Source organism: Vibrio sp. GJ43-1, from assembly GCF_055808835.1.
On sequence record NZ_CM147884.1, the window covers coordinates 2,907,884 to 2,925,481 of the forward strand.

General features: G+C 46.6%; 8 protein-coding genes and 5 pseudogenes. 5 read left to right on the top strand and 8 right to left on the bottom strand.

Annotated features, from left to right (window positions below):
* The first annotated feature begins 92 nt into the window (after positions 1-92).
* From panE to csdA, 3 genes and pseudogenes are all read left to right on the top strand, one after another.
* Positions 93-987, top strand: a pseudogene (gene panE / locus AC0L66_RS13920) (2-dehydropantoate 2-reductase).
* Positions 980-1,584, top strand: a pseudogene (locus AC0L66_RS13925) (DJ-1 family glyoxalase III). The pseudogenes panE and AC0L66_RS13925 overlap by 8 nt, the downstream one beginning before the upstream one ends.
* Positions 1,581-2,780 (top strand): cysteine desulfurase CsdA, encoded by a 1,200-nt coding sequence (csdA, locus tag AC0L66_RS13930; protein WP_473567711.1) that lies wholly within the window; start codon positions 1,581-1,583, stop codon positions 2,778-2,780. Before AC0L66_RS13925 ends, csdA begins: the two are co-directional and overlap by 4 nt.
* Before the next feature lie 124 nt (positions 2,781-2,904).
* Here the strand turns inward: csdA and AC0L66_RS13935 are convergent, their stop codons facing one another.
* From AC0L66_RS13935 to AC0L66_RS13950, 4 genes and pseudogenes are all read right to left on the bottom strand, one after another.
* Entirely contained in the window at positions 2,905-3,330 is a 426-nt protein-coding gene (locus AC0L66_RS13935; protein ID WP_473567712.1) for a SufE family protein, read from the bottom strand.
* Between the two features lie 13 nt (positions 3,331-3,343).
* Positions 3,344-4,153 carry a tRNA cyclic N6-threonylcarbamoyladenosine(37) synthase TcdA gene (gene tcdA, locus AC0L66_RS13940; RefSeq protein WP_265675825.1) on the bottom strand — a complete coding sequence of 270 codons (810 nt, stop codon included), beginning with the start codon at positions 4,151-4,153 and terminating at the stop codon, positions 3,344-3,346.
* Between the two features lie 92 nt (positions 4,154-4,245).
* A pseudogene (gene mltA, locus AC0L66_RS13945) lies at positions 4,246-5,365 on the bottom strand (murein transglycosylase A).
* 70 nt (positions 5,366-5,435) lie between these two features.
* Positions 5,436-5,861 carry a DUF2850 domain-containing protein gene (locus AC0L66_RS13950; protein WP_265675827.1) on the bottom strand — a complete coding sequence of 142 codons (426 nt, stop codon included), beginning with the start codon at positions 5,859-5,861 and terminating at the stop codon, positions 5,436-5,438.
* A gap of 210 nt (positions 5,862-6,071) precedes the next feature.
* Here AC0L66_RS13950 and argA point away from each other — a divergent pair, with 210 nt between their 5' ends.
* Both argA and AC0L66_RS13960 read left to right on the top strand, forming a co-directional pair.
* Positions 6,072-7,409, top strand: coding sequence for an amino-acid N-acetyltransferase (gene argA, locus AC0L66_RS13955; RefSeq protein ID WP_265675828.1), 1,338 nt, complete (start codon positions 6,072-6,074; stop codon positions 7,407-7,409).
* 228 nt (positions 7,410-7,637) lie between these two features.
* Positions 7,638-7,817, top strand: a complete 180-nt coding sequence (locus AC0L66_RS13960) for a hypothetical protein (protein ID WP_265675829.1) — start codon at positions 7,638-7,640, stop codon at positions 7,815-7,817.
* 116 nt (positions 7,818-7,933) lie between these two features.
* On the opposite strand, the gene recD is transcribed toward AC0L66_RS13960, so the two are convergent.
* The 4 genes and pseudogenes from recD to recC all read right to left on the bottom strand — a co-directional run bounded on the left by recD (position 7,934) and on the right by recC (position 17,534).
* A complete protein-coding gene (gene recD / locus AC0L66_RS13965; RefSeq protein ID WP_473567714.1) occupies positions 7,934-9,781 on the bottom strand; it encodes an exodeoxyribonuclease V subunit alpha in 1,848 nt (615 codons plus the stop codon).
* Complete coding sequence (locus AC0L66_RS13970) at positions 9,694-10,173, bottom strand: hypothetical protein (protein WP_473567716.1); 480 nt, start codon at positions 10,171-10,173, stop codon at positions 9,694-9,696. Before AC0L66_RS13970 ends, recD begins: the two co-directional genes overlap by 88 nt.
* Positions 10,173-13,799: pseudogene (gene recB / locus AC0L66_RS13975) on the bottom strand (exodeoxyribonuclease V subunit beta). Before recB ends, AC0L66_RS13970 begins: the two are co-directional and overlap by 1 nt.
* Positions 13,800-14,026: 227 nt before the next feature.
* Positions 14,027-17,534: pseudogene (recC, locus tag AC0L66_RS13980) on the bottom strand (exodeoxyribonuclease V subunit gamma).
* Between the last annotated feature and the right edge of the window lie 64 nt (positions 17,535-17,598).

The window sequence follows — 17,598 nt, forward strand, 5'->3', positions numbered from 1 at the left end:
GCGCATTCGCGCCATTTTTTATGCCTGTTACTTTCGAGTATTAGTAATAATTTTGCTATTCTTCGCCTATTACTCGTAACTTATTACTTGCTGTGAACATAACTATTCTTGGCCCCGGTGCCATCGGCTCTTTGTATGCGTACAAATTAAAGCAAGCCGGACACGATGTCTCTGTTTGGGGTAGACGCTCAAATAACACCGTCGACATCCAATTAGATCACTTGCCAACGTTGCAGTTTGTGAATCAAAACCGCGATACGCTCAAACGCACCGACCTTTTAATCGTCACCCTAAAAGCCTGGCAGGTTGAGGCGGCGCTATCACCGTTACTCCCGCGGTTACACGCCGATACCATCATCTTGTTTTTACATAATGGTATGGGTTGCGTCGACAAGCTGGCCAAGCAACTCGCGAACTTCCCAGTACTCCTCGGTACCAGTACACACGGTGCACTTAGACGTACCGCTTTGCATGTTAGCCACACCTGGTCTTGGGGAAACCCACATTGGCGCTTGGAATGACAAAGGACAGCAATGCCAATTTTTATCTGACGTACTGAGTCATGCTCTCTCGCCAGTAAAATGGCACACTTCCATCCAGCATGCCCTTTGGACTAAATTAATCATAAACTGTGCCATAAACCCGCTAACCGCACTCGAGAATTGCAACAATGGGCAACTGGCCGAGCAGCGCTACCGCCATCAAATTGAACAAATTATTGATGAGGCGCACTTGTGTGCCGAGAAAGTGGACGTGACCTTAGATAACGCAGCTCTCAAAGAAACAGTATTCAACGTCATCACCAAGACCGCGGAGAATTACTCGTCCATGCAGCAAGACATCAGCCAGCAACGCGCCAGTGAAATCGCGTTCATCACTGGCTATGTGGTTAGCATTGCGGAAAAATATCAACTTAATATCCCGGTAAATAGTGCTCTTTTTAAACAAATAAAATCCATTGAAGCCAGTTGGAGCAAACATGACTAAACGAATACTAGTGCCTATTGCGCCTGGCACTGAAGAGATGGAAGCCATAACCATCATAGACACCATGATCAGAGCTGGCTTTCAAGTGACAACAGCAAGCGCCGCTTTTGATGGTAGTCTAACCATGAAAGGCTCACGAGGCATCACGTTAACCGCCGACTGTAAGTTAGTGGATGTGGCGGATGAGGAATTTGATGTCATTGCTCTACCGGGCGGTATTGGCGGTGCTGAGGTATTCAGGGACAGTGTGGTATTAGTTGAAATGGTGCGCCAGCATAAATACGAAGGCAAATTGCTCGGGGCGATCTGCGCCGCGCCTAGGCATTGGTGCTTATTCACCACGATCTATACCCGGATGCGCTCATGACATGCCACCCTAGCTTTCAATCACATATTGCAGATGCGTGCTGGCGACCTAAACGCGTCACGTTAGATGTCAATCACAACCTGATGACCAGTCAAGGACCCGGCACTGCACTTGAATTTTCTATCGAACTCATTATTGCGCTATGTGGCAAAGAAAAAGCCTGGCAAGTGGCAGAGCCTATGGTCACCAATCCAACCTTGCATTATCACGAAATGGGGAAAAGAACATGACCGTTCTCCAAACTGTCCGTGAGCAGTTCCCGGCATTAACGCAAGACATCGTCTACCTAGACAGTGCAGCGACTACTCAAAAACCACAAGTGGTCATCGATTGCTTAACAGACTACTACAAAAACCAGAATGCTAACGTGCATCGCGGCAGCCACTCACTCACCGCTCAAGCGACAAGCCGCTTTGAAAGCGCACGCGACACGGTCGCACGCTTTATCAATGCCTCTTCAAGCAAAGAAATCATATGGACGAGAGGCGCAACGGAAGCACTCAACCTCATCGCGCAGACCTATGCACGCAGCACTCTTCAACCTGGTGATGAGATCCTAATCTCTGAAATGGAACATCATGCCAACATCGTTCCTTGGCAAATTGTGGTTGAGCAAACGGGCGCATCGATCATTAAAATCCCGATGACACCGGACTGCCAAATTGATGCTAAGCAAGTCGCAGAGTTAATTAACGAACGCACTAAAATTGTTGCCATCGCTCAAGTCACTAACGTCACCGGCAGTCGCCTACCTATTGAAGCGATTATTGCCGCGACGCGTGAAAAAAGTCGTGCCATTGTTGTCGTGGATGGTGCGCAAGGCATTGTGCATGAACACACCGATGTCCAAGCACTTGATGCCGATTTCTACGTCTTTTCGGGTCATAAACTGTATGCGCCAGCTGGGATTGGCGTGCTGTATGGCAAACAAGCGCTACTTGAATCTATGCCCCCTTGGCATGGCGGCGGAAAGATGGTCGAGCACGTCAGTTTCACACAAACCACCTTCTCGGCGCTACCGGGAAAGTTTGAAGCAGGAACGCCGAATGTCGCAGGCGCATTAGCCCTTGCCTGCGCTATTCAATGGCGAGAGCAGTATGACTTATCTGTGCTAGAGCAACATGTTGCAACTCTTCAACAAAGAGCCTTCGATGCGCTTAATACTATGGATGATATTACGGTAATCGGTTATCAACCGGGTTCCAGCGTGATTACCTTCACCATGCAAGGCGTCCATCACCAAGACATTGCCACCTTGTTAGATCAGCAACACATTGCCGTACGCTCTGGGCACCATTGCGCGCATCCTCTCATGGATGCACTCGGTGTCAAAGGGACGGTTAGAGCCTCTTTTGCAATTTACAACACGCGACAAGAAGTCGATCGTTTCATCGAAGCACTGGAGAAAAGTGTCGATATCCTTTGATCGTATTGCCTATTTAAATACGCCAAACAAAAAACGCCATTCAACGGAAGTTGGAATGGCGTTTTTTAAATATGAGTTCTCATTTAAGCGAAACCAATATACCTCACTTGTACGGTTTACTGGTTTACTGGTTTACTGTCACTTTAATCGTCTCTACGATAGCTTTCAAACCATTACCTCGAGAAGGGCTGAGATGATTGACTAAATTCAACTGTTCGAAATACGCATCAATATCAAACGCCAAAATTTGCTGAGAGGTTTTATTGTGATAAGCCGCTAAGACTATTGCGATTAATCCACGAACAATTCGCGCGTCAGAATCAGCTTCAATATGCCAAATCCCCGCCTCTTCATTCATGAGTAACCAAACCGAGCTTTCACAGCCGGACACCAGCATCGGATCCTTCTTAGCTTCTGTATCCAGTGTAGGCAACAATTTGCCCCACTTTACTACCTGACGATAGCGCGCCTCCCACCCGTGAAGTTCAGTCATCGTAGTAGCAATATCGTGTGCGGTGATTTCAATACCAAAAGGTTGCTTGTCCGTCATGCTCTCTCTCCCTCTACGCTCGATACTTCTGAATTAATCGGTCAACAATTCTAGATACTGCGACAAAACCAAAGCTTGCAGTCACAACCGTTGCTGCGCCAAATCCACTTGCGCAATCCATTCGTTTTGGACCTTCCGCTGTTGATTTAACGCCACAAACCGAACCATCTGCTTGAGGGTATTTCAATTGTTCAGTAGAGAACACGCAATCAATACCAAACTTCCTAGCTGGGTTTTTAGGAAAATTATGATGACGACGTAGCGTGTCTTTTAACTTCTTCGCCAACGGATCTTGAATCGTTTTGGTTAAATCAGCGATCTGAATTTGGGTCGGATCGATCTGACCGCCCGCTCCACCCGTCGTAATGACCTTAATCTTATTACTTCGACAATACGCCAATAATGCCGCTTTAGGTTTCATGCTATCAATCGCATCGAGAACATAATCAAAATCTTTATTGATGTATTCCGCAACATTTTCCGGTTCGATGAAATCATCGATAAGGTTGATCTTACACTCAGGATTAATCAGCTTTACACGCTCAGCCATTACTTCAATTTTACTCTGACCCACTGTCCCCGTCATGGCATGAATTTGACGGTTGATGTTCGTCACACAGACGTCATCCATATCGATAAGCGTTAATTCACCCACACCTGTGCGCGCCAGCGCTTCTACTGCCCACGAGCCAACGCCACCAATACCCACCACGCACACATGTGCAGCGCGAAGTATTTCGACCTCACTTTGCCCATAAAGACGTCGTGTGCCACCAAATCGTTGATTATAATTGTCGGAGGCTGGTTGGTTTAGTTCTCGCATAACACTACCTAGCTAATGATGAGTAAAAAAGAAAGAGTGCGATTTATACGCACTCTTTCTATAAAGGTCAACTGCTGCCCTTTTTCAAACAATTATTTCTTTTTTTCGACTCTTTTTTCTGGGGAGAGCGCCCAAGGGTCTTGCGAAGGTGAGTTCTCTAACCCCAGCTTCCAAACTCGACCGAAGTGCTTATAGTGCCCCGCTTGAGTACCCGCGAAGTCCCCTAGCCCATGATACAAATCAAAGTGATTCCCTTTTACCGCGCCACCGAGTATCTAATACGATGAGCAGTCGCAGTTCATGTGCACCGCTCCACGTACCATCAGCGTTAAGCAGTGGCACTTCCGCTAGAATTGGTGTCCCCATAGGGAAGGTACTTCGATCACCAGCCACTGCAGCCATCGCCTGAAGTGGGATGCCGCACGGTACCCGTCACTGGCGCCGCCTTTTGTGGGGCAAAAAAGACATAAGAGGTATTTTCTTCTAGCAAGGCTTGAACGGTTTTTTCGTCCTGCTTCATTACCCAGTCTTTAATCGCTTTGAGTGACATTTTTTCTTTTGGCACTTCGTCACGCTCTATCAGAACGCGACCAATACTGACATAAGCACGGTTGTTTTTCCCAGCATAGGCGAAGTACTCTAAGGTGTCGTCATCACCAAAATGGACAAAGCCACTGCCTTGTACTTCCATAATAAAGGGGTCAATCAGATTATCCGCATAACCAAGCTCTAGACCCTGACCATTCAAAGCGCCCCCATAGATTTCCGCTCGCGTTGGACAATCTTGTTGGCAATCAGGAAGACCATAGACAGGATATTTAAACTTCTCATCCGGGCGATGGCGAAGCTCCATCACTGCACGAGAAATAACCTAGTAAATAAAACGTTGCCCTTTTTATCACCACCACCTAGTTGAGCAGCCTGAACGCCATATTCACTTAGCTGTTTAGGGTCACCGCTCTTGATCGCCCACTCTTGCAGCTGTTCATACAGCGGTTGATAGGTTTTCGCCATTGACGGCGAGTTTTTGGTGACCTCAGCCGCCTGCTTTTCAAAACTATTGAAATTTCTTGGTTGATTGGACTCAATCACTTCTGTCTTGTTTAAAAATGATGGGAACTCTTGGTCATGATACTGCTGTGCGCGATCCGTTTGTTGAGCACAACCAAAAACCAGTAAAACTGAAGCCAATGGTAAAATACGTTTTATCAAGATTGTTATCCCTTATTGATGTTGCATTCAGGATGGCAAACTCTTTAAAAAATCGCAATAAAACGTAGGGTCATCGAAGGCTTTTTTTGTGTTTTCCTGACAATTCAAACACGGGATGGTAATGCGCTGGTGATAATTGCTGCAACTGGGTTTTATTTTCATTGAGGACTTGGTACTGATAACGAACGTCACCTGAATAAAAGGTTATCAAATCCCCTTTTAAATCAAAACTTGTCGCCACGACTCTATGGTTGATCGTCACGCCATTTTGGCTAAGTTCAAACCAATCTTTCACGTAAGATGCCGCTTCTTTCTCTACCCACATCCCATAAACCGACGATTTAGGGTTACTATGGCTCTGATAGCGCTGCGCCAAATCCTGATAGAGACTCATCACCGCAACCGTGCCAATGATCGCTAAAAGAATCAGAACTCGTTCAAACCACTTACTGCTTTTTTTAGGTGACGCTGCGCTCACCGCTTGAGACGTTTTCATTGAAATAAATCTAAACCTCTATGATCAATCCAACTGCCTTGCATTATCTACCTCTGTTCCAATCACTGCTACGACAACTCAATACAAACGAGCATTTCACTTAACTGATTTCGCTACCGTTAAAATTCCCCTTGCACAACGATGAATAAAAAGTCATTATTTCCACATAAATAACAGTTAAGTTTAAACTGTCAGCAGAAGGTTATCATCGTGAAAATCCGTAGCACCGCCTTAGTAAAAGGATTTAGGCAGTCCACTCCATACGTTAACGCGCACCGCAATAAAACCATGGTGATTACGCTCGGTGGTGAGGCTTTTTCCGACAAAAACTTCAACAATATTATTAGTGACATCGCTTTGCTTCATAGCTTGGGCGTCAAACTCATCCTCGTGCACGGCGCTCGCCCACAAATCAATGAGCTACTTGAACGAAACGACTGTCATTCCCCCTATCACAAAGGTACACGCGTTACCGATGAACGCGGTTTGGGCTACGTCATGCAAGCAACAGGCCGCCTGCAGCTTGATATTACAGCACGCCTTTCCATGAGCCTAAACAATACGCCCATGGCTGGAACGCAGCTCAATGTTGTCAGTGGTAATTTTGTGATCGCTCAACCGCTAGGTGTCGATGACGGCATCGATTTTTGTCACAGTGGTAAAGTTCGCCGTATTGATGTCGATGGTATTAATCGCGTCCTCAATCAAGGTTCTATTGTGTTACTCGGCCCTGTCGCGGGTTCGGTAACTGGTGAAACATTCAACTTACTCTCAGAAGAAGTGGCGACCAAAGTCGCGATAAAATTAAATGCCGATAAATTAATCGGCTTTTGCTCTGAGCAAGGGGTGCTAGATAGTAATGGTAATGCATTGGCGGAATTATTCCCGTCTGAAGTTAACCGCATTATTACCGAACTCGAGGTAAACGAAGCTCGCAACCCGGAAAGTAGCAGTGGTACCCTACGCTTTTTACGCGCATCGAAAGCCGCATGTCACGCAGGCGTTCCGCGTTGCCACCTCATCAGTTATAAGATCGACGGCGCACTGATTCAGGAATTGTTTTCGCTCGATGGTATTGGTACCCAAATCGTTAAAGCCAGCGCAGAACAAGTTCGACAAGCAGAAATTGATGATATCGGCGGCATCTTTGACCTTATTCGACCGTTAGAAGAAGAAGGGGTGCTGGTTCGACGTTCGAGAGAGCAACTTGAGCAAGAAATCCATCAATTTACCATTATCGAAAAAGATGGCCTCATTATCGGCTGCGCCGCTCTCTACCCCTATAGTGAAGATAAAATGGCGGAAATGGCGTGCGTCGCCATTCACCCTGATTACCGTGACGGCAATCGTGGGTTGTTATTATTGAACCATATGCGGCAACAATCTAAGTCAAAAGGCATTGAGCAGATTTTTGTCCTCACCACACACAGTTTGCATTGGTTTCGTGAACAAGGTTTCCATGAAATTGGCGTGGAGTCACTGCCTATGTCCAAACAAGATTTTTATAATTTCCAACGTAAATCAAAGATTTTGTCTATGCCAATCTAAATAGTAGCGCTATTAAAACGCCAATAGCGATATGAGTAATATCTGATATAAAACAACAAATGATATATAAAATCGATTGCCATTAATTAATTGCATAAAATATTTTACATCGCTCTCGTTAGTGGCTAAAATTCGATCAAATTACAGGATTTATCGTGATGTAGATCCCATTTATTGGGAGTGCAGGGATAGCTACGTGTGCCACTACTGCCATTGAGAGCAATATCTATGCGTACTGTTATTTGTAATTCTATTCAAAGCTTCTGGGATATGGCTGAAAACCATTTACTTGAAGGTCTAAGCGTTCACTGTGTATTCCCAGCGACTGATAAGATTCAATCGCTTATCGGGCTTTATCAGGAGCAATATAAGATCAATAAAATTACCTTTTCGGAAGTGTTTAATTGACCTTAGTTGCTTTATTTAGAACGCACTACCATGGATGGTAGTTCAGCTTATTCATTATGACTCTTTCCCACTCATGATTACTGCTATCCACGATCACTTTGCTCGCGACTGATCTTTTACACGACCATTATTGGCCGTTCCGATTGTAATCGACTCGCCAGCCCGCTATGCCTGATTGTTTGGCAACGAATGGCTTTCAATATCACTTTCGGCTCCGCTATCAGAGTCAACGTTTTCTTTGCTCGCGTAATACCTGTGTAAATCAACTCTTTAGTTAGTAGAGGCGAAAAGTCGGCTGGCAGAATCATAAAGGTATGCGTAAACTCACTGCCTTGTGACTTATGAATCGTCATGGCATAAGCCGTCTCATGTTCGGGAACACGGCTCGGCAATACCGACTTGATCGAGCCATCAGGAAGCTCAAAAAACACCTTGAGTTTGGCAACCTCTCCGGTGTAATCCATCATACACAAACCAATGTCGCCATTATAAAGCCCTAGGTTATGGTCGTTTCTCGTCACCATAACAGGACGCCCCGCATACCATTGAGCTTCGCCATTGTTGATAATAGCGCGCTGCTTTAGTCGTTGCTCAATTCGCTGATTAAGCCCCACAACACCAAAGTCTCCTTCACGAACAGCACACAGCAATCTATGATTAGAAAAGCTCGCCAGTGCTGATTTTGCCGTCATTCGTTGCCAAATGGCTAACGTCTCTGCGCTCCGGCGCTCCTCTCCATCGGGTTGCGCGGTAATAACCTTTAAATAGGGCTGGTAAGCTTTCACCATACTTTGTAGCAGGTTCTGATAAGCATCGGCGGTTAAATGATGCCATTCGATATCAGCAAACCCTTTATCCCACACTTGCCCAAAGCCACGCGTGTCACTGGCATTGATCGTTTTAGCCAGTTGCCCTATTCCTGATCTCGCATCAAAACGATAGCTTTTTTGCAGCACGCACAAGCCATCCGCTACAATGCTTCTTTGTAGATTTTCTTTGCCTGGAGAATGGCGAATCGCACTACGATGACGGCAATCAAATTGCGTTAACTGCTTGATGGTGTCATTTTGCCCTTGGCTATAACCCTGACTGGCAAACTCACAAATATCCGACAACACTGCCCCCGCCTCAACCGATGCCAATTGATCTTTATCACCGAGTAGAATAAGCCGAGCGTGCGCAGGTAACGCATCAAGCAAACGGTGCATCATAGGCAAATCCACCATAGAAGCTTCATCCAGCACCAGTACGTCTAAGTGAAGTGGATTTTCACGATGGTGGCGGAACTCAACGCGATTAGGGATTGCCCCCAACAAACGGTGAATCGTACTCGACTCCGTTGGAATTTTAGCGAGTATTTCTGGCTCTATCGCCAAACTATCTAAGGCTTTACCTATCGATTCCGTTAACCTTGCCGCTGCTTTTCCTGTCGGCGCCACCAGCTTAATGATGGGGCTTTGTTGGGAGAGCCCAGCCTGATGAACAAGCGCCGCGAGTAATTTTGTTACCGTGGTCGTTTTACCAGTACCCGGACCACCTGAGATGACGGAAAATCGGCGAGTCAACGCGACTGCTGCGGCCACCTTTTGCCAATTAAGGCAATAAGATAACGGGATTAAGTTATCCAATGCATTAAGATCCGTCGATTGCTTTGCCTGCATTAATTGCTGGTCAACATCCCCCCAGTTGATAAGCTCAGGGGTCACGACATCTAGAAAGTCACACACCAACTGCTGCCGAAGCACTTGGGTATTTTTTTCACTCGGCAATTGCTGTAACGAAGAAAATAAGTAGTGATATTCACGAGCAAACAGCTGGTCAAGCAAATTGGCTAGGCGCGCTGGACTTTCGATAGTAATGGCACTTGCCATCGCATTCATCCGATCGGCGATGGTGTGTTCATATCGATAGTAGCGATGCAAATACAAGCGACCATGTTGCCAAACAAGAGGGGTGGGTGGCATGTCGCTTTGAAGCGTATCGAGCGACGTCGTAATACTCTTTGCATCCTCACGACTCGTCGCCAATCAACTTGATTTATTAAGCCATCAATTTGCTGTGCGACCTCGCCATAGATGCCAAGTAAACTGGCACTTGGCAATGACTCTGATACCAAAGAGAGCGTTGAACTTTCTGGTGGCATATTCATATCGGATGCGATAGGGGAAAAATTCACGCAAATATGCCCTTGCCCTAAGTTTGCACTTGTCAAAGCAGCAAGCCACATCACTTCTGCTCGATATTCTGATTCTAAAGACGAAACAAACTTAGCAAACTGCAAGTCCAGTGGTCGTAATACCTTTTTCTCTGCGAGAAATGCCACGACTTCAGGTAAGGATTGAAACAGCTGTGACATTATTGTGTCTTCCCTTGTTGCTCAATAAAACGATCGTGATGAATAGTCTCACCGGATATCAGCGCATCGAGTTCTTCTACCAAAGCCTGCGTCGGTTTGCTGTTAAAAATGCCCGACGTCGATCCAGGTTCAATACCACGTAGAAATAGATAGTAGACGCCACCGAAATGCGCCTCATAGTCGTAGTCTTTAATCCGAGTCTTGAGAAAGCGATGCAGCGCCAGCGTATACAGTTGGTATTGCAGATCATAACGGTGATCGATCATCGCATGTTTAAGCTGCGCCTGTTGGTAATGCTCGGGACTGTCACCAAGATAATTGGACTTCCAGTCAAGCACATAGTACTTGCCATCATGTTCAAACACGAGGTCAATGAAACCTTTTAGCATGCCTCTTGCGGTATAAAACCCAAGATCTTGTGCCTGTGCCGACAAATCATCATGACGCTGAATCACTCGGTTGAGTGACATGGCATCCAGCACTTCTATCGGCAATAAAAACTCCATTTCAACCAACTTCTGTGACGCCCCTTTTTCTCGCAATCGTAACGACGCTCCATCAAGCGGAGTGTCGAGCACACGATCGACAAGATCGTGAATAATAGGCAGCCACTGAGGATCGTATTGTTCCTTCTCCAATAACAGGGCAATAACATCACGATTCACTTCGGATCCCGCAGGCTCGGTAAACGTCACTTCTTCAAATACAGTATGAAGAAAAGTACCCGGGCGCGCCCCTTTCGGAAAGTGGTAAATACTTTTTTCTGGTTCTAACAGCGATAGTGTCTCCGCCTCTTGCGAGGAATCAATATCAATACCCGCGGCTTCGATAAATACTTCTCGGTCTGAATGTTGATGTCCTTGCTTAACCAAATTAGAGTAACTGGTCATTCGCCAATGACGGTCGATTTCTGTCTCTAAGGTTTTCACACTAAGATCCGGTAACCTCACTTCGCTTGGTCGATATAGCTCATCGTCAACATCCGGCGGAGACACGACTCTAATCGCTGTTTGTTGCGCGGATAACTGTGCCAATGCCGAACCGAGTTCATTCACTCCAAGCTCTTTGGCTTGCTGAACTAAGTAGCCAATGGCACTGTGATGCACGCCTGTCGGCTCTTTCGTTGAACGGCCATTTCGAAGTGGAGCAATACCGATAAAACAACCATAAACCGCGCGCGTCAATGCCACGTAGATAAGACGCAGATCCTCAGCTAGGCGCTCTTTATCCGCTTGCGCGAGTGCCGACTTTGACTGAGCAAGATCAATCACCTAGAGTGATTGCAAAGCTTCATCGTAATACTTTGCTTCTGACGCTTCTCTATAGCTGGTGACAAAAGGCAGATAGACTAAATCGTACTCCAAGCCTTTTGATTTATGGATGGTGATAATTTGCACCAAATTTCTTTCTGACTCTAAACGTTGAATATGCTCATCGCTACCACCTAACCCTTGCGCAGCGTCTTCAATAGACTGCCCTAACCAGCGCAGCAACGCACTGTCACTTTCTAAATCTTGCCTTTCATTTTGCAATAACTCGCCAAGGTGAAGATAGTCAGTCAATAAACGTTCGCCCCCCGCTTGGGTCAGCAGTCGGCTGGCAATCTCACGTTTAAATAGTACGGCCCGCAACATAGGGAGTACGCCACGGGTTTGCCACAAATGACGATACTCTTGAAACTCGGCCGTCACTTTTTCCCACACGGTTTCTTCGTTGTTCAAGTCATCTAAATAGGTCGCCGATAAAGCAAAAAGCTCACTGGCTAACGCCGCTTTTAGTGCTCGCTCCTCCCCTAAAGACCACACGGCTTGCAGCAATCGCAACATATCCAGGGCAACACCACTGGCAAACACACTGTCACGGTTAGACAGGTAAACACTGGCAATGCCACGCTCCGCTAACGCTTGCTTGATCAACTGACCTTCGCTACCCGTTCTGACTAACACGGCAATATTGCCTGCTTTTATCGGCGTCTGCTTGTCGCCGTTGATTAAAATGGACTCATGGCTTTGCGCCCCTGTGAGCACCGTTTTGATATGCTGCGCAGTCGACGCGGCCATCGCCGTAACATACTCACCTTTAGGTAACGGTTTTTCTGCTTCTTGTAACCAAAACTCGAGCGCGGTTTGTTTTTCACCATAAAGGCACCAGTGACGCAAATGCGCCTTCGGGTTAGCTTGGACAGCAAAGAACGGTATATCATCATCATAAACAAATGGAGAAACCGCCTGCTCAAATAGGCTATTCACACCCTGAACCATGCTTTCACTTGAACGCCAGTTGGTGCCTAACGTGTAATGATCGGTCACTTGGTTTCTTGCTTTGATATACGTAAAAATATCCGCGCCACGGAATCCGTAAATCGCCTGTTTGGGATCGCCAATCATGAACCAACCACATTGAGGATGCTGCAAATAGACCCGACTAAAAATATGATACTGAAGCGGATCGGTATCTTGGAATTCATCAATCATCGCCACAGGAAACTGCTGGCGTATTTTTTCCGCCAGTCCATCGCCGGACTCAAATTCCAATGCGGCGGACAAGTGCGTCAACAAATCATCAAATGATAACCATTGTTTACGCTCTTTCGCGTCAATGAGGCGCTGTCGGCAACTCTTGATAGCCAGAGCAAGCAAGGGGGTCTTTAACTCTGGTGGTGAGGTAAGGAGTGTTTCTATTGCTTGGAAAATCTCATGAACCGGAGGCTCGCCCTTTGGGGTTTTTTCATTCAACACCGTTTGCGAGAACTTCTCTAGAGAGTCAGGCAAGTAATAATCTTTGGTCTCTGATTTAGACCACTCTGTTATTGCCGCCACCCATGTTGGCAATGATTTTTTGGTATAACTACGCTTGTTGACATCCGATGCACTAATACACGGCACAATATCATCCGCGACGGCCAGCCATTGCGATTTAAGCGTTTGGATTGCGCCTAGGTTTTGTTGATGCAATGCATTGAGATCGGCGGCGCTCGCGTGGCGAGTAAATGACACATTCGGCCCAGTCATATAGCGTGAAATATCACTAAGCAGTGCGCTAGGTGTCGACCATAATTTACGAACTTCATTGGCTAGGTCTAATCCCAATGGATAAAACTGACTGCGCCAGAAATCCGCCACCACTTGTGCTTTGAGGCGACTCTCATCAGTAATGAATTCGTTATTAAAGCGCGAGCCCGACTCAAAGGCATTTTGCGTTAGCATTCGCTGACAAAAGCCATGGATGGTATACACCGCTGCTTCATCCATCTGCCTTTCGGCTTGCAGTAGGGTCGCGACCGCAAAACGATGATCGTCAATATCCGTCAATAACGGCGCAATCACAGGGTCATCACTACTGCCACGCGCAAAGGCGATTCTAGCTTGGTGAATTCTGGCGCGTATCCGGTCGCGTAATTCTGCTGTAGCGGCTTCAGTAAAGGTCACCACCAATATTTGATCAACCGTCAGCGGCTGCTGATGACGAGAGCTTTCATCCCCATGCCCAAGTAACAAGCGCAAATAAAGACCAGCAATAGTGAAGGTCTTTCCTGTACCCGCGGAGGCTTCGATAAGCCTTGCCCCGTGTAAGGGAAAGCTCATGGTATTGAGCGCAATTGGCGTCTGAATGTTCTTGTCTGACATGGCGTATAAACTCAACTTTGTGACCTAGTACTTAAATTTTAATAAAAACAACAAGCTATCGAATGTGACTATCAATACCTGAGACCCTATTCACGGAACCATTGCGAGATAATCATTACTATTTACTTAACGAATTACGGTCCCTCTGACCCTGTGGCCGACCAGCAACCCTACATATAATCTAATAATGCTGGCGGTCACCACTCCTTTCATTAACATCACTTCTTTCAGGAACTCTTAGGTTGAGCCTGTGAGTAATAATCTTCGACCGTTTGGCTTAAGGTTCTTGGTGCTTGTAGTACTTGCGCGGCAATCCGCTTACTCTCTTGCGCCATCGACTCTTCCCATTGCGGCCAAACCCGAGAAATATAGGCATTGCCCCCCTCTCCCGTGACCATGTAGCCGCCAACAAACTTAGCTTCCATTTTACTGAGCATTTTTTCATCATCTGGCTTCCAAGCACCACGACTATAATTGGCTTCAATGCCTACCATCGCCGTTTCAGGGAAATACGCCAATGGTTGGTCAAGACCTTGTACATAAAGCGACAGCAGCTCTTTTAGATAGCTCATCGCCGCATCAGAATCTAATGCTGGCAACACGCGATGCACGACCCCTTCTTTTTTGTCATAAGCGAGCATATGAGTCACCTTCCCTTTGCCAATAGCGGCTAGGAGTAGATGGTCAATCCAAGCACTCAAATAATCACTCGCGCGGAGCCTGCCGCTTCGGTAACGAACCAATCCCGCGGAAAACTGTCCGGTTATCCAGCCTTGCAAGCGGATTCGATGCTTATCAAGTTCAATCAGCTGATTGACTTCTGTGTCTTCTACCGCTGAACTCGTGAGTGCTACCACGGCTTGCGCCAGCTCTTGAGTTTGCCCCATGTTTCCGGCTAATTCCAAATCACCAAAATGACCAACTGGCAAGAAGCCTTGTGCTTTTTGCTGTTGCTGAAAAGCCTGTGTCTCCGCATCAGACAGCTGACCGCCATTTTTCACCAGCGCATGTAAGAGCTCATTACGCAGGCCAAAACTCTCGAGTCCGTTAAGTGAGAAAGGTTCATCTTCTTCCACCATAAAATGCTGCTGATCAAACGACACTTGTAAGCGACGATTGAAAAGATATTGCACAGGCAAACGCCAGAAACGATGGAACTCGGCAAGATCCAGTTCAATCACCTCATCGCTCGTTCGAAGTATCGGCGGTAAAACAAAATGACTCGCAACCGCCCCCACCGCTTGCTCTTGGGCGCTCTGTTGCGCCGTGGGTAACCATTCTGCGGCATAACTTTGTTTGGCACGACTAGCATCAAAATGTGAGGGACTAAATGGCACCATTGGGTATTCTTGAGTTAACTGCTCGATGAGGCGGAGACCTGAGTCATCAACACTCAAGGCTTCATCATCAGGCAGTCGATAGTTTTGCTGACAATACTCCATCAGTTCAGACACTAATACCGAAGGCACACGCTCGGTATTGTCTTGAATCGACCGTCCTACGTAACTGATGTACAGCGATTGCTGCGCAGACAGTAACGCTTCCAAAAAATAGATATCGGTCGTCATCTCTTCGCGATCGGTCACCAGCGCGCGTTCGTCCCGTCATTAAATCGAAGCTCTCTGGCGGGACACTTCGTGGATATACACCATCATTCATACCAAGCAAGCACACCACGTTAAACGGAATAGAACGCATAGGCATTAAGGTACAAAAATTGACTTGTCCGGCTAAAAAGCGCTGACTAACGCGTGAGCCAGATAATTTATTCGTAAAGTACTGACGCACAATCTTTGGTGAGAGTTTTTCGTCAAAACAGGCGTCTTGTAACTGCTCCTGAAGACCAGAAATTGTGTCTCGTATCGACTTTATGACCACTTCGCCTTCGAGTTCGACTTTAAAGAAGTCGTCAACCAGCTGATTAATAACACTGCGCCATTGCTCAATGCTCACCGCCGTGCTGAGGCGCTGACGGTAATTCGCAACAGTATCAATAAACAGTGCTAGCTTGCCTGCTGTTTCGGCGCGCATGCCTTGCGTTTGCTCATACGGGGCAATCACCGTATCATCAATGGTCAATAGCCCAGATTCTTCACCAACCGCGTAACCTACCAGCATTCTTGAAATGCCAAACATCCAAGAATTTTGTCTAAACTCAGGCAGTTCAAATTCCCTGGCAGTATGCTCGTCCACTCCCCAGCGCACTTGGGCTTCATCCACCCAGAGTTTGATCATCGCATACTCTTGCTCGTCCAAATCAAAGCGAGCCAATATGGCAGGGACATCAAGAAGCTCGAGTAACTCACTGGAGGTACAACGTAATTCGGGAAGGGCAAGCAGCTGATTAAAGGCATTCAGTAGCGGGCTTTCTTTATCCGCCGTGCGGTCAGATATGGAGAAAGGGATATAACGATCACCCGCAGCGTTACCAAACACGGCTTGAATCGCAGGGCTATAAGCATTGATGTCTGCCACCATGACAATAATGTCTCTTGGCTTTAATTGCGGATCGTTATCAAACATCGACAGAAGATTATCGTACAGCGCTTCGACCTCACGCATGGCGCTATGGCAGACGTGCAAGGTGAGTGAACGATCGTTGGCGCTCACTTCGGGCTTATGGTCTGAATGCAGAATAACCGCATCATCTTGGTGCTCTTCAAGACTCAAGATATCGGCTTGAATGTGATGCAGTAACGAGTTTCGGTCGACGTCGACAAACGCATCTATCTCATTAGATTCAAGTTGCGAGAGCAGATACAAATTATCTCGCCCCAGCTTTCCCATCGACGCTAATAAACTGTTGCCAATATCAGTGACGTGAAGCTCATCATCAAGATTGTCGTCAATACTCCCTTTCAACAGCAAGGTTTGCTCACAATCCGATACATCTGCGACGTCATCTACCGTTTGCAAATGTTTGCGCTTATTTGCAGCCAAACGTGCAAGATATTTACGGTCTCGCACATCGCCCCAGTAAAAACGACAAGGGTTGGTAAACATCATATGGACATCAATATGCTGCCCCAGCGCCTTAAGTGCGTCTAAGTAACGAGGGGGTAGCGATGAAATACCAAACACAAACAAACGCTTTGGTAAACCCGCTAACCGGGCATCTACTTTCGTATCACCATGACTCTGAGCGAGTGCATCAATAAAATGCTCATACAAATTCGCTCGATGATAAGGCGACTGACCTAGTGCGACCGTATGATCATATAAAGACTGCCAAAGCTTCGCCTGCCAAGGCTGCTCACCTTCCAACTCAGCGACGGTGAGCCCGGCTTCCCAAGCCGCTATCCACTCTGGTCGATACACTAAATAGCCATCATAAATATCGGCAATTTTCTCTGCTAACTGATAGCGCTTAGACGCGTCATCGTCACCTTCTAGATATTGTGCAAGAGGCGCAAAATCTTCATCGTGAAGATGGCTTGGCAACAGATGCATGATTTTCCACGTCATCGCCTCCTTGTTGAAGGCACTTCTTGACGGGACATCATCAAGCACTTGGGTAAAGCGCTCCCATATAAAGGTCGCTGGAAGAGGAAAATCGGTGTTCGCCGCTATGCCAAATTCTTGTGCCATGGCGATTTTCAGCCACTGCGACATGCCTGGACTCTGTACAAGAATTTGTTCTTTTTCAAAGGGGTTATCGAGTGGATCGATTTTAATGAGCTGTACTAATAGGGATTTAAGTACATCGATTTGATTTGAGTGATAAACGGTGAACACGTTACCGCGCCTTTAGCAAGTAATCCTCTCTCAAGATTATCACATTACCGCGCGATAACGCAGA

Excerpts from the sequence above, each read along its gene's own strand:
- AC0L66_RS13970 (WP_473567716.1), bottom strand. The coding sequence starts at position 10,173 with ATGTCACAGCTGTTTCAATCCTTACCTGAAGTCGTGGCATTTCTCGCA.
- recD (WP_473567714.1), bottom strand. The coding sequence starts at position 9,781 with ATGCCACCCACCCCTCTTGTTTGGCAACATGGTCGCTTGTATTTGCAT.
- tcdA (WP_265675825.1), bottom strand. The coding sequence starts at position 4,153 with ATGCGAGAACTAAACCAACCAGCCTCCGACAATTATAATCAACGATTT.
- csdA (WP_473567711.1), top strand. The coding sequence starts at position 1,581 with ATGACCGTTCTCCAAACTGTCCGTGAGCAGTTCCCGGCATTAACGCAA.
- AC0L66_RS13935 (WP_473567712.1), bottom strand. The coding sequence starts at position 3,330 with ATGACGGACAAGCAACCTTTTGGTATTGAAATCACCGCACACGATATT.
- AC0L66_RS13960 (WP_265675829.1), top strand. The coding sequence starts at position 7,638 with ATGCGTACTGTTATTTGTAATTCTATTCAAAGCTTCTGGGATATGGCT.
- AC0L66_RS13950 (WP_265675827.1), bottom strand. The coding sequence starts at position 5,861 with ATGAAAACGTCTCAAGCGGTGAGCGCAGCGTCACCTAAAAAAAGCAGT.